The organism is Phormidium pseudopriestleyi FRX01, from assembly GCF_017313335.1.
In the GTDB taxonomy this organism is placed as follows: Bacteria; Cyanobacteriota; Cyanobacteriia; order Cyanobacteriales; family Laspinemataceae; genus Laspinema; species Laspinema pseudopriestleyi.
This window is the reverse complement of sequence record NZ_JAFLQW010000454.1, coordinates 1-12,852: the sequence shown is the minus strand read 5'-3', so window position 1 is coordinate 12,852 and position 12,852 is coordinate 1. Positions and strand designations below refer to the sequence as shown.

The following is a 12,852-nucleotide window of genomic DNA, read 5'->3' as shown; positions in this document are numbered from 1 at the left end:
CGGCTTTGATTTTTCTGTCTCAGCGTTTACCCTCCTATTTAATAGGCAATTTCCATCTGAAAAACCCCGGACAAATCCTCCCCGGACAAATCCTCCTTTGATGAGAGTCTTTAATTATTCACCTCAAGCAAACCTGGGGGTGGATTGATTTCCAAGCGACCGGCTGCCATATCCACAATGGGGACAATTTCTTTCACAAATGGAATTAAAATATTGGGCTTTGATTTGCGTTTTGCAGGAGTTTCGGCAGTCTCAGAAACGTCAGGAATTTCAATCGGTATAGCTGGAGGTTTAATTGCTAAGATATCATGACCGGCGGTAAGAATTTCGACGACGGTCCCGATCGCCTCCCCCGTGCGTTGGTCGATCGCCACTAATCCAATTAAATCCTGGATGTAATACTCATCTTCCTCTAAATGGGGGCGATCGCCTTGAGGAACGAAGAATACACAACCGCGCAACGCTTCGGCCTGATTGCGATCGCTCACCCCGGCTAATTGTAAGATAAAGATTCCCTTATTTTCAATCAATCGACCCTGTACTAATTCCACAGGTTGAGGAGTGGATTGATTGGGATACTTTAACCATCGCTGTCCCGGTTCCTCAAACCGTTCGGGGAAGTCCGTGGAGGGATAAACTCGAACTTCACCGTTGAGACCTTGCACGCCAATGATTTTACCAATTTCGATCCATTCATCGGAGGGGCGTGTTTTCGGAGTTGAGGGCTGTTGTTTCATAATTATCAGGACAAAAAGAGGGTAAGTAATTCCCACCTAAGCGGGAATAATAAAGATAAAAATCTCGACAGGTTGCTGTGGGGTTTAATTCGGTTCACCTAATAGTTCAGCAACCGGAGCTTTTAAGGGAAATTCCCCACAAATATGCCACCGTCTGTCTTGAAATATCAGTAAAGTTAGATGACTGGCTGAACATTCATAATACAACTCTCGGTCTTTAAATTCAGCCCATCCCACATTAAAATGATGCCGTCTAAGATCTTTAAAGGCGATCGTCATGTGCGGGGAAAACGATCGCCCCTTAGATTTCGGGTCATAAATCCCCAGGGACGAGTTGAGATCTGCCGCTAATTTCGACTGAAATAACAACAATTCTGGGGTTTTCTTGACATTAATATAAACCACTCGGGGAGGGAACGAACCAAACCCCGACAAGACCATCGGCACAGGTGCACGGACCGAAGCAAACCCTCTAAGGAACTTTTCGAGCAGTCCCTGCTTTTGCACCTCCCATTCAAAAGGAGCTTGCAGGGTAACATGAGGGGGAGACTTGAGTGCCTGACGAGTTTGGTAGTTTTCAGCAAAGTGCTGTTTGTATCCCGTGACTTCTTCCTGAATCGCCTCTGGGGGCAAAAGCGCAATAAAATATAAAGTGGGATCGGTTGAAATCATGGCATTCCTTGGGTGTCAACATACAATCGCTTTAGAAATCGGGGCCTCAAGCTGGGAGTATCCCTGGAGTAATCGCCCTAAACCGGAGAACCCTGGAGTCCTGACCCGGATCAACTTACGATAAATCATCCCATCAAGAATATAGAGTAACCTAATCCTCAATCACTTGGCTGAGTTGTCAAAGAGATTTGCAGCGATTAGTCCAGTACAATAAACTAAATATCCCCTATTTTGCGCCAATTTGGAAAAATACTTAATCTAATTGAGCGCTGGATTCCGGGCTGAAATATCAGCAAATCATGATGACTGATGCGATCGCTTTAAAAGATATGTCCCGAAGCATGACTACTGAAAGTTCTCTCGTTCCCCTCTCCGCCCTCAATCCTTTTGAATCCCTGACTCGGGAACAGATTTCCGAGTGGGCTGGATATCATTTGCAATATGTTGATTTTAAAGATGTGATCAATGAGGAGGGACTCCATCAATTGCCGGATTTCCCGGGCTTATATTTCGTCTATTTTATCATTTATGATGCCAAGGGGAAATGGACCGAAAATTTAGTTTATATTGGCATTGCGACAACCAGTATCAGTCAGCGATGGAAGTCTAATCATCAAGTGCCGATGTTTGAAAAAATGCATAAATTGGGCATTGAAATTTTGATTAAAACTTTCACTATCCTGCCTGGAATGGTGACTGCAGAAACCTTACAGATGTGGGAGCAATCGTTAATTCAAAAGCTGCATCCGGTGTTTAATGAGGAGATGTAATTGGAGGAACCCTCACCCCAAACTCCTCTCCCAAAGAGGGCGAGGTGCTTTAGAAACTAGCGCTGTCAAGGGGGTAAATTAAATTATGAAAAATCGTTTTCTCTTGTAGGGGTTTGGTCTCCAAACCCTCTTTTTCCCTAATCTTCCAGTCACTCCCTATCCCCTAAATTCGGGAGCATAAAACCCGGTCAATTATTTTCATCAAATCTCTTGTTCCGATTGGAGAAAATCCACGAATTGACGGGCGGTGCGTCCGGAACGACCATTATGGCGAGTGGCCCATTGTAAGGCTTGAAACTCTAAGTCTTCAGGGGATAATTTTAATCGAGCTTCTGCGGCTAAATGACGGACGATCGCCAGATATTTGTCTTGATTGGCGGGTTCAAAGGTTAAGGTTAATCCGAAGCGATCGCTAAAGGAAAGTTTTTCCTGAAGGGTATCCCAAGCATGAACTTCATCCGCTTGAGAGGGGCGGGGTCTCTCCTCAAAAAACTCCCGCACTAAATGACGACGGTTAGAGGTAGCATACACCACTACATTTCGAGGACGGGCGGTGAGGGTGCCTTCTAAAATCACTTTTAATGCTTTAAAGGAATCGTCATCTTCTTCAAAGGATAAATCATCCACAAAAATAATAAATTTCTGAAGGGCATCGCGCAGTTCATCGACAATTTCTGGTAAATGTTGAAGTTGAGATTTGGGAATTTCAATTAATCGTAATCCTTGAGGGCTATATTCATTTAATAATCCCTTAACTAAGGAAGATTTGCCGGTTCCTCGACTGCCATAGAGTAAAACATTTAAGGCGGGTTTACCGGCTAATAAAAATTCCGTGTTCTTTTTTAAAGTCTCGCGCTGGAACTCATAGCCGACTAATTGTGTCAAGCGCACCGGGTCAGGGTGTGGGATGGTTTTTAGTTTCCCTGACTGCCAAGTAAAGGCTTGATACTCTGTAAATTGCCCGGTCCCCTGTGTGTGGTAATAGGCAACTAACTCCTGGAGAGTATCAGGCCATTTTTTTGAGGATTTGAGGGTAGCGATCGCCCGTTTTCTGGAACCGAGAGGCAACTGATCTATAGCTGCTGTTTCTATAGAGGATGAATTCCAAAGGACCGGAGGAATGGGAATACCACTAGCGGATTCCACCCACTGCCGGAGGCGATCGCCGGAACAGTCATAGAAACATTGCAATGCCTCTAAATCATGTTTGACTGCCGCAACTAAAGGGGCCGTGATTTCTTCAAACGGCTGACGTTGTACCTGGTAAGTAAAGGGATTTTCGTCCTTGAGGATGCGATCGAGCAGATAGTCTTGCCAGGTCATTTGTTCGGCTGCCAAGCGTTTAAACCAGCAGCCATAAGCCTTCAGACAATTTAATCCCACCCGGCCTCCAGCGCCTCCCCCAGAACTTTCATAAATCAACTGAAGCAGTTTTATAAAAGATTTCCCCAGTTCAGTGCGAAAAACCCCTTGATACAGCAATAAAGAGGCCGCTTTAATTTCTAAATATTGAATTGAACTAACCGTTTCACTATCCATTTTATGACAGAATTAGGAATAATCAATTAAAACTAAATTATAGGTCAATTTATCGATTAATTTAGCCCGCTCATGCGGGCTTTAGTTTGGCAAATTCCACCCTTGAGAGTGAGTAATTTTAGGCTGAAATTAGCCTTACTTTTTCTTTTGTTTCAGGACTTTTTTAACCAGACCTGGAATTTCGGCAGGACTAGAAGCCACGGGAATTTTTGCCGACTTAAAAGCCTGAATTTTGCTTTGGGCCGTATCAGGATCAGCCCCGATAATATTAAAGGTTTTACCTGTAGAAAGTCGGGCGGCCATAATATCTCCGGCATGACCGAGGCGCTTGCCTTTTGGTGCATGATGACCGGCGACATAAGCCACTACAGGTTTATCAATGGCAGCAGCGATATACTGTGCAGCTTCCTCTTCACTACTGCCGCCAATTTCGCCGACTAAAACGATCGCCTCGGTGTGGTCATCTTCATCCAAAATTTGCAGCCATTGGGCAAAGGAGGAACCCAAAATCGCATCACTGCCAATCCCGACGGCGATCGACTGTCCTAACTTAGCCTGAGTGAGTTGCAGAGCAATTTCATAGGTGAGAGTGCCACTGCGACTGATTAACCCCACGGAACCCGGGGTATAAAAATCGCTCTTATGAATACCCAGCAGGACCTTAGACGGGACGATAATCCCTGGAGTATTGGGGCCGAGGACGAGGGTATCCGTGGCCTCCGCCTTTCTCACGAGTTTTACCATATCCAGAGGCGGCATTCCCTCGGTGATGATAATAATCTGACGGATGCCAGCAGCGATCGCCTCCAATGCCGCATCCAGTACCGCGTAAGGCTTGACAAAAATCACCGTAACATCTACCGAACCGACCTTGCGGAGGGCCTGTTCGACCAGATCAAAAACCGGAATCTCCTGAACCGTTTGGCCCCCACAACCGGGACTAATTCCGGCGACCACATTGGTTCCATAAGCTTTCATTAAAGCTGCATGAGTGGAACCGATCACTTCGGTAATGCCTTGAATTAAAACTTTGGTATCCGGCGTAAAATTCATCAACCCTCCTTTAGCCATTTGTTGCCAACGACACAGACAAGGAGATCGCCTCGTCCAAGTTTTCCACCACCGTAACCTCTACCGCCTGCAAAATTTCTCGCGCTTGGTCAATTTCGCTCCCATATAACCGCACGATCACCTTGATCTGGGTTTGAGGATTTCCCGTGGCGGTTTCCCGCTGACTTTGTTTTTGGTAATGGGCGATCGCCTCTACTGCCTGAGTGCAAGAACATAGACCCCCAAGCAAATTCACCAACACCACCTTGACATTTTTCTTCTGACTCACCAGGGCCAACCCGAGCTTGATGCGATCGCACAGGAGTTCCGGGGTCAAATCCCAACGACATTCTCCACCAATATTCACAAAATTAGCAGGCTTGCCTCCTGCGGCATACACCAAATCCAGAGTCGCCATTGTCAGGCCCGCCCCATTACATAACAGGCCAATATTCCCATCCAGTTCCACAAACTTTAATTCGGGTGGCACCGCCATCATCGGAGAACCGGACCCCGCAACCAATCCCTCATCGGGCTGAGTCTTCGGCAGCAACTGTAACAAACTCGAATGGCGTCCGAGGGCCTCATCATTCACCGTCACCTTGCCATCGAGGGCCATCACTTTCCCGCCCGGACTAATTCCCAGGGGATTGATTTCCACCAGGTCCAAATCCTTCTCCACAAACAGCAGATACATCTTTTCGACGATATCGCTCACCGCCTCAATCAGGGGACCCGTGCAACCCATCTTCTGGGTTAAGCGACGGGCATAAAAGGGAGAAAAGCCCTCATCCACCACTACCTGCTGCATCTGTTCCATCGCCAATTCCGGACTGGTCCCCCCTTGACTTGACCCCAACAACAGGGGACGACGGGCAGCGCGATCGAGGACCACTGCTAGATAAAATTCGCGATCGGTGTCATATTTAGCCTCAGCTAAGAGCACCTCGGGATATTCCGTATTGATGGGAAGGTGAAAAATATTTTGAGCCGCGGCCACCGCATCAATCGTATTAGCCACAAACTTGATGCCACCTGCTCTCCCTCGTCCTCCTGCACGGACTTGGGATTTGAGGACAACGGGATAGGGAATCTTTAGTCCCTTTAAGTCTTTGGGATGGTCGATCCGTTGCGAGGGCAAAACTGGAATGCCCATTTCCCTGAATAATTCTTTTGCTTGATACTCTAATAAATCCATGAATGTATGAAAAACGGTGGGTTTGAACGATCAAAGGCTGAAAAATAAAGGGCATAAAAGCCGGTTTCAATTATCGTAATTCGGGGCCTCTCGATTCTGGGGTTTACTCCGTTTGTAGTGTGGCCTACTTTTGATTAAAGTGCCAATCCATTAGGGATTGAGGGTGAGGGTAGGAGCGCATCCGGCTGACCCGAAGGGCGAAAAGCGGGTGTTGCATATGGGATTTGCCATCTCTAATCGGGATTTGTAAGTCTCAAACCCACCAAACTTGATAGAATACCACATTCAGTTACCCCACAGGGGCGATCGCGCCCATTCCCCGACTCGAATAAACCCCTGCCATTCCCTAAATCAACCCGTTCATCCCCGTTGCGTCAAAAAAAGCTAACATCTGACCGTTTGGAGGATGTTGTATGCTATCTAATAATTAACTTGAAGGCTTGCCAGTTCGTAACCCGTGCCGGTAAGCACCAAACCTGCACCAACAGGATGTGTACCGGGGGTAAAAATTTATGACAACCGCAGTCCGCCAAGGCGATTTAAAAACTATTGCCGACCTCATCGAAGAACGCTTACACGCTGAATTGCCGGAAAATTTGCCGTTGAGAATTCGCTGTGCTTACAAGCAAGGCAATTTAATCGTCCTGGGAGAACATACTCCGGAGGTCAAACTGGACCTCCCCTCTACCTTTAAAGCAATTCAACAAGCGATTCTAGCTTTGGTCGGGTATGTCCCAGGTCAGTTGCGACTTTATCTGAGAGTCAAGGGTCAAAAAAACCCCTACGCTTACCATGCCTTGAAAACGCCCCAACCCCTCGGGGCGGTCATGGATCCGGAAGGGGGCGAACCTGTACTCCTGCTCGATCGCCCTCCCCATAGCGCCCCCAATCCCCGGGAAACCGCCCCTCCGATTAGTGAAGAGGCAAGGCAGGCAATGGATTTGGCCGCCGCCGCTTTTCCCCTCAATCCCTTTGATGCCCCCCCACCCGAGGAAGCCTTTGAGGAGCAACTCGAACTGTCACCGGAACGGCAACGGCAACGAAAACGACCCACTCAAAAGCAACGGCAACGAAAACCCCAACGGCAACGGAAGTCGCAAAATCAGCCCAGTTCTTGGTTATTGCCGTTTTCCGCTTGTGCTGCCATCGCCCTAGTTTTGGGGTCAGCCACGTTTTACGCTCTGTCTCGTCCTTGCGCGATCGGCACCTGTCAGGAAATCGTTACCGCCAACGAGTTGACCCAGGATTCTGCGGAACTGCTGCAAGCGGCTCAATATCAACAACAAATTCAAGCCGCCAGAGCGCAACTTACCTCGGCCAGCCAACTCTTAACTGGCATTCCCCTCTGGTCCAAAGATTACGGGACCGCTCAACGCCTACTGCGGCGAAATCGCAATCTCACCGCAGGTTTGGATGAAATGGTCATTGCCCTGGATAGTGCCTTGAGTGCGGTTGCTCAGGGGAAAAATCCGCCTCATCCGGTGACCGTATGGGAGCCTGTTGCCTCGAATTGGCAACAGGCGATCGCCCTGATGGAATCCGTTCCCCCTGATAGTCCGGTCTATCCTCTGGCTTTAGAAAAATTACCGACTTATCGGGCCAATTTAACCGAAATTCAAGGGCGGATTCAGGCTGAAAAAACTGGACGCGAACAAATGCAGGCGATTCTATCCGTGGCTAAAGTCGCAATCGCTCGCAGTGGCGTCGCTCAGTCGGTGGAAAGCTGGGAAACTATCTATGCCAGTTGGGAACAGGTAATCCAACAGTTAGAGGCCCTGCCGCGAGGCACGATGGCCCATCAGGAGGCGAGTCAACTCCTGCCTAGCTATCGATCGCAGCTTGAACTCTCCCGCGATCGCAAAACTAAGGAAAAAATCGCCACGGAGGCTTATGAGGAAGCCATTCTCGCAGCCGATCGCGCCGAAAATTCCACCCTCAACAATCAATGGTCCCAAGCGGTAGACCAGTGGAACCAAGCCGTTGCCTCAGCAGAACAAGTCCCCACCGGCACTTATTACTACCCCAAAACCGCTGCCTCCCTCCAGGAGTTCAAGGCGGAACGAGAAGTGGCGCAAGAGGAACTCAAAAAAGCCAATCTGATCGCTAAAACTCGGGCGGACCTTAACAATACCTGTCAAGGCAATCCCAAAGTTTGTGAATATACCTTGACCGATAGTGTCATCAGTGTGTGGTTAAGTGCTGACTACATTCGGAAAATTCAACAAACGGCGACAATTGCCACCACAAACCGCGATCCGAAAGTCCGTCAAGGCTTAGATCTGCACGTGAAGACCCTCCGAACTGCCTTAGAAGCGATCGCCGATAACGCCCAGCTTCCCCTGGAACTTTACGACCCTTATGGGGCCTTTATCGGGCGTCATACTCCCAATTGACAGGGCTAAACCGGGCTATTCCCAGCAACTTAGCGCACTGTTTCAAAATTTTTGAAGTTGTGCCGCTGAGTTAAAAAACTCTCGGGCAATCCCTTTAGTAATTAACAGGGCACTCACAAGAGAAGCAAACGCCAGCATAAACATAATTAAAATTTGATAGGCGGCGGCATTCATAGGATTGACCCCACTGATTAATTGACCTGTAATAATCCCGGGTAAGGTCACCAGTCCTACTACCATCATGGTATTAATCGTGGGAATTAATCCGGCGCGAATGGCATCTTTGCGATAGGTAGCGATCGCCTGTTCCGGTGTTGCCCCTAAACACAAATGGGTTTCAATTTCCACCGGGGAACTGTTCAGGGTACTCACAAATCTCTCCCCGGCGATCGCTCCACTATTCATCGCATTTCCTAACACAATCCCCGTTAAAGGAATAATATATTGGGGATTTGTCCAAGCTTCCGGCTGTCGCAGGACCAACAAGTTAACGTAAACCAAGGTGATGGCACTACTGACTGCAATGGAACCCCACACCCAAGGCAACAACCGAGGAATCTTTTGACTAATCCGGTTACGGGCAACAATTGCAGCAATAGTGAGCATCACCATCAGGACAGCCAATATCGCCCAAGGATTTCTCCAAGTAAACACTGCTTCTAAGAAAAATCCCACCATCAGCAACTGGATCATCGTCCTAGCAGTGGCTAAAGCCAGTTGACCCTCTAATCCCAGGCGTTGCCATGCGGATAGAGCGATCGCCAATATCATCAATCCCAGGGCCAATCCCAAATCGATAAAATCTAATTCAATGCGCTCCATTCTGCTTCTTATTTGTGATACTTTTTCTAATGCTTAGGGTAAATGACTTGTACTCCACCGCCCATTAACTATAAAATGCCTTATAAGTTTTTTGAATGGGAATGGGGCCACTCCTAGACTGTAAACTTTGGCATTTTCTGCGTTGGTCCCCCTGGCAAAATCTGATTTTATCTAAAAAAATGATGGTGTAGAGGCGTGAATCATATCCCCCCCCTGGATCTGTGTTTGCAGTACCACACGATCGCCCAAGAAGTGGAAGCCACAGTGTTAGCACTGTTGGCCTCGGGACGTTATATTGGCGGTCCGGTTGTGGCAGAATTCGAGCAACAGTTTGCCGCCTATATCGGCACAAAAGAGTGCGTTTCCTGCAATTGCGGCACCGATGCATTATATCTGGCACTCAGGGCGCTGGATATTGGCCCTGGGGATGAAGTCATTACCACCCCTTTCACGTTTTTTGCCACGAGTGAAACGATTTCCCGGGTAGGTGCAACGCCGGTTTTTGTGGATATTGTCCCAGAGACGTTTAATTTGGATGTGGAACGCCTAGAAGCGGCGATTACGGAAAAAACGCGGGGGATTCTGTTGGTGCATCTCTATGGACAGCCGGTGGAGATGACGAGGTTAATGGCGATCGCCAATCAACACAATCTTGCCGTAATCGAAGACTGCGCCCAATCTACGGGGGCGACTTGGGCGGGACAGAAGGTTGGTAGTATCGGTCATGTTGGCTGTTTTAGCTTTTTTCCCACGAAGAATTTAGGGGCCTTTGGCGATGGCGGGGCCATTACAACAAACGACCCGGCGATCGCCGCTCAAATGCGGATATTAAAGGAGCATGGGGCGAGTGGGCGCTATTATCATGAATCCGTGGGAATTAATAGCCGTCTCGATGCGCTACAGGCGGCGATTCTTCAGATTAAGTTACGCTATCTGGATTTTTGGAACGATCGCCGACGGGCGATCGCCCAAAATTATCACCGCCTCCTCGCACCTCTGCCGGGAATTATCCCTCCGTCAGAATTACCCGGGGGTCAAGGGGTTTGGAATCAATACACAATTCGGGTAAAAAGTCAAGAAAATAATAGCCAACGGCGCGATCGGCTTCAGCAGCAGTTAAACGAGTCGGGGATTGCCGCTACGGTGTACTATCCTCTGGCGCTCCATTTACAGCCGATTTATCAAGGATTGGGCTATGCAGTGGGTGACTTGGCGATCGCAGAACAGGCATCTCGGGAGGTGCTCTCTCTACCCCTGTTCCCTGAATTATCTGAGGAACAACAGCAAGAGGTGGTTTATAGTTTGAAGTCTTTTTTGTAAATTGCAGGGGGAGAACGCCTGAAGGCGTTACTACAAACGGGGGAAGGGGTTTCTTCTTCGTTCGTAGTGACGCCTTCAGGCGTCATCTTTCCCCATCAACATAACCCGTGAGGTCAATAGAGTGAATTCTATAGGTCAAGAAGGGTTAAAGAATTGTAAAGATGGGTTAAGATATTAAGAAATAAGTAAATAATCTGAATAAGCCAGACCGCAAGGCTGGTGGTCACTTCAGATCCAACCCAAGTATTAGAGGCAAGGAAAGGCGTGAGTTCTAAAACCATAGCCCAGATGCGGCGGTATGATCCTCCGGCGATCGCCAGTTACTATCGTTCCCGTCCCTGGAAAGTGATCTGGAGAGCCATCACCGTTATTTGGCATTTGGCTAGTTTTATTTTGGGCTTGAAATGGGATGAGTGGACAAACCAAGCGGAACAACAACGACAAAAAAGAGCGATACAGATCCAGAATATCTTAACCAACCTAGGTCCCACATTCATCAAGGTCGGTCAAGCTCTTTCCACCCGTCCGGATTTGATCCGCAAGGACTTCCTCGATGAACTGATCAAGCTACAAGACCAACTACCTTCTTTTGATAGTGCGATCGCCTACCGCATCATTGAGCAAGAACTCGACAAAAGCGTTGAAGAACTGTTTGCTAAAATTACCCCCGAACCTGTTGCCGCAGCGAGTTTAGGCCAAGTGTATCAAGCCTATTTGCACAGTGGTGAAAAAGTCGCGGTCAAAGTACAGCGTCCGAACTTGAAACCCGTTCTGACTCTGGACCTGTTTTTAATGCGCTGGGGAGCAAAGGCGATCGGACCTTGGTTGCCCTTGAATTTAGGCCATGACCTGGCTTTAATTGTCGATGAATTCGGGACCAAACTCTTTGAAGAAGTCGATTATCTCAACGAAGGATGCAATGCCGAAAAATTTGCGACCAACTTCAGCGGAAATCCAAGGGTCAAGGTTCCCAGTATTTTCTGGCGATATAGTAGCAATACGGTTCTAACTCTGGAGTGGATTGAGGGATACAAACTCAATGATATTCCCACCATGCAAGGGGCGGGAATTGACACTAATGCCTTAATCGAAGTTGGAGTCACAACAGGATTACAGCAGCTTTTGGAGTTCGGCTTTTTCCATGCGGACCCGCACCCCGGGAATTTATTTGGCATGGCAGATGGTCGCATGGCCTACATTGATTTTGGCATGATGGATCAGCTAGACGAAACGACCAAGGAAAACCTGGTTGAGGCGATCGTTTATCTGATTAATAAAGACTATGTAGAATTAGCTGAACAATTTGTCAAACTGGGATTTTTAACCCCCGATACGGATATCTGGCCGATCGTCCCTGCCTTAGAAGCGGTATTAGGGGATATCCTGGGCCAAAGTGTACGGGATTTCAACTTTAAGACGATTACCGATCGCTTCTCGGAGTTGATGTACGAGTATCCCTTCCGGGTCCCGGCTAAGTTTGCCCTGATTATTCGTTCCCTGGTGACTCAAGAAGGGTTAGCTTTAACGATGGATCCTGATTTCAAAATCGTTGATGTGGCTTATCCTTATATCGCTAGACGGTTACTTGCCGGAGAATCACCGCAGTTACGACGACGGTTGATAGATGTGTTATTTAAGGATAGCAAGTTCCAGTGGAGTCGTCTGGAAAACTTGATTGCGATCGCCCGTTCGGATACCAATTTTGATATTATCCCCACAGCCGAGTTAGGTCTGCGCTATCTCCTCTCAGAAGAAGGTGCGTTTCTGCGCCGTCAAATCTTATTGGCGTTAGTCGAAGATGACAGACTCCATACAGAAGAAGTCCGCCGTCTGTGGAACTTGATTAAGGAAGATATCCACCCCAATCGGATACTGGATGCCGCTTGGGGAGCTTTAGCTGATTTCTCTCGGGAAGGTGCGGCGGCGTTGTTACCTTCGATGCAAACTGGAATCCCCTTTTTTGAGGAAAAGTAGTCTCGGGAAATCGCCGATTTCCTGGGCAGAATTTAAGAAAGCGGGTTTCTGGTTCCATTTTGGTCAAGAAACCCGCTTTCTGGCCTCTTGGGTCCCAGCGTCCTCGGAAAAATTGGTCTTTAGGATTGACCCGAGGCACTTTCCTCTTTACAGTTGAGCCTTTCCCCTTTACCGTGGATAGTTGACCCTTCTGAGTTGACAGTCTTGTAGGAGAGATTCGTGCCTAACTTTCCCTATCCAGAGCCACCTTATTTCCTGTTAGCTGCTGCGTTTATCGCGGCGATCGCCTCGGGAACGGCCTTCTATGCCACCCTCACCCAATTGGTGCAAGCCTGGTCTCGGAATCGCTCAACCCGCAGTCTCTCTCAAGCTAGAGG

10 protein-coding genes are annotated in these 12,852 nt (G+C 48.1%); 4 read left to right on the top strand and 6 right to left on the bottom strand.

The window, feature by feature from the left end; genetic code table 11:
- Window positions 1-110: 110 nt before the first annotated feature.
- Together rimM and J0895_RS17000 are read right to left on the bottom strand one after the other, a co-directional pair.
- Window positions 111-737, bottom strand: coding sequence for a ribosome maturation factor RimM (rimM, locus tag J0895_RS17005; RefSeq protein ID WP_207089230.1), 627 nt, complete (start codon window positions 735-737; stop codon window positions 111-113).
- Window positions 738-821: 84 nt separating this feature from the next.
- Window positions 822-1,409, bottom strand: coding sequence for a 2'-5' RNA ligase family protein (locus J0895_RS17000; protein ID WP_207089229.1), 588 nt, complete (start codon window positions 1,407-1,409; stop codon window positions 822-824).
- 299 nt (window positions 1,410-1,708) lie between these two features.
- Here J0895_RS17000 and J0895_RS16995 point away from each other — a divergent pair, with 299 nt between their 5' ends.
- Complete coding sequence (locus J0895_RS16995; RefSeq protein WP_207089228.1) at window positions 1,709-2,179, top strand: GIY-YIG nuclease family protein; 471 nt, start codon at window positions 1,709-1,711, stop codon at window positions 2,177-2,179.
- A 201-nt stretch (window positions 2,180-2,380) separates the two neighbouring features.
- Here the strand turns inward: J0895_RS16995 and J0895_RS16990 are convergent, their stop codons facing one another.
- The 3 genes from J0895_RS16990 to J0895_RS16980 form a co-directional block, all read right to left on the bottom strand.
- Window positions 2,381-3,718, bottom strand: a complete 1,338-nt coding sequence (locus tag J0895_RS16990; RefSeq protein ID WP_207089227.1) for an ATP-binding protein — start codon at window positions 3,716-3,718, stop codon at window positions 2,381-2,383.
- A 135-nt stretch (window positions 3,719-3,853) separates the two neighbouring features.
- Window positions 3,854-4,771: a succinate--CoA ligase subunit alpha gene (locus J0895_RS16985; RefSeq protein ID WP_207089226.1), complete on the bottom strand. Its 918-nt coding sequence runs from the start codon at window positions 4,769-4,771 to the stop codon at window positions 3,854-3,856.
- Window positions 4,772-4,781: 10 nt separating this feature from the next.
- Complete coding sequence (locus J0895_RS16980; RefSeq protein WP_207089225.1) at window positions 4,782-5,966, bottom strand: succinate--CoA ligase subunit beta; 1,185 nt, start codon at window positions 5,964-5,966, stop codon at window positions 4,782-4,784.
- Between the two features lie 512 nt (window positions 5,967-6,478).
- Between J0895_RS16980 and J0895_RS16975 the strand changes: the two genes are divergently transcribed.
- Window positions 6,479-8,359 (top strand): hypothetical protein, encoded by a 1,881-nt coding sequence (locus J0895_RS16975; RefSeq protein ID WP_207089224.1) that lies wholly within the window; start codon window positions 6,479-6,481, stop codon window positions 8,357-8,359.
- Window positions 8,360-8,401: 42 nt separating this feature from the next.
- On the opposite strand, the gene J0895_RS16970 is transcribed toward J0895_RS16975, so the two are convergent.
- Window positions 8,402-9,181, bottom strand: a complete 780-nt coding sequence (locus J0895_RS16970) for an ABC transporter permease (RefSeq protein WP_207089223.1) — start codon at window positions 9,179-9,181, stop codon at window positions 8,402-8,404.
- Window positions 9,182-9,376: 195 nt separating this feature from the next.
- Here J0895_RS16970 and J0895_RS16965 point away from each other — a divergent pair, with 195 nt between their 5' ends.
- Together J0895_RS16965 and J0895_RS16960 are read left to right on the top strand one after the other, a co-directional pair.
- On the top strand, window positions 9,377-10,501 hold the full coding sequence (locus tag J0895_RS16965; RefSeq protein ID WP_207089222.1) for an aminotransferase class I/II-fold pyridoxal phosphate-dependent enzyme: 1,125 nt from the start codon (window positions 9,377-9,379) through the stop codon (window positions 10,499-10,501).
- A gap of 288 nt (window positions 10,502-10,789) precedes the next feature.
- Entirely contained in the window at window positions 10,790-12,475 is a 1,686-nt protein-coding gene (locus J0895_RS16960; RefSeq protein WP_207089231.1) for an ABC1 kinase family protein, read from the top strand.
- Window positions 12,476-12,852 lie beyond the last annotated feature (377 nt).

Bases quoted from the DNA above. Each gene is read 5' to 3' on its own strand.
- J0895_RS16990 (WP_207089227.1), bottom strand. From the start codon at position 3,718: ATGGATAGTGAAACGGTTAGTTCAATTCAATATTTAGAAATTAAAGCG.
- rimM (WP_207089230.1), bottom strand. From the start codon at position 737: ATGAAACAACAGCCCTCAACTCCGAAAACACGCCCCTCCGATGAATGG.
- J0895_RS16960 (WP_207089231.1), top strand. From the start codon at position 10,790: ATGCGGCGGTATGATCCTCCGGCGATCGCCAGTTACTATCGTTCCCGT.
- J0895_RS17000 (WP_207089229.1), bottom strand. From the start codon at position 1,409: ATGATTTCAACCGATCCCACTTTATATTTTATTGCGCTTTTGCCCCCA.
- J0895_RS16985 (WP_207089226.1), bottom strand. From the start codon at position 4,771: ATGAATTTTACGCCGGATACCAAAGTTTTAATTCAAGGCATTACCGAA.
- J0895_RS16975 (WP_207089224.1), top strand. From the start codon at position 6,479: ATGACAACCGCAGTCCGCCAAGGCGATTTAAAAACTATTGCCGACCTC.
- J0895_RS16995 (WP_207089228.1), top strand. From the start codon at position 1,709: ATGATGACTGATGCGATCGCTTTAAAAGATATGTCCCGAAGCATGACT.
- J0895_RS16970 (WP_207089223.1), bottom strand. From the start codon at position 9,181: ATGGAGCGCATTGAATTAGATTTTATCGATTTGGGATTGGCCCTGGGA.
- J0895_RS16980 (WP_207089225.1), bottom strand. From the start codon at position 5,966: ATGGATTTATTAGAGTATCAAGCAAAAGAATTATTCAGGGAAATGGGC.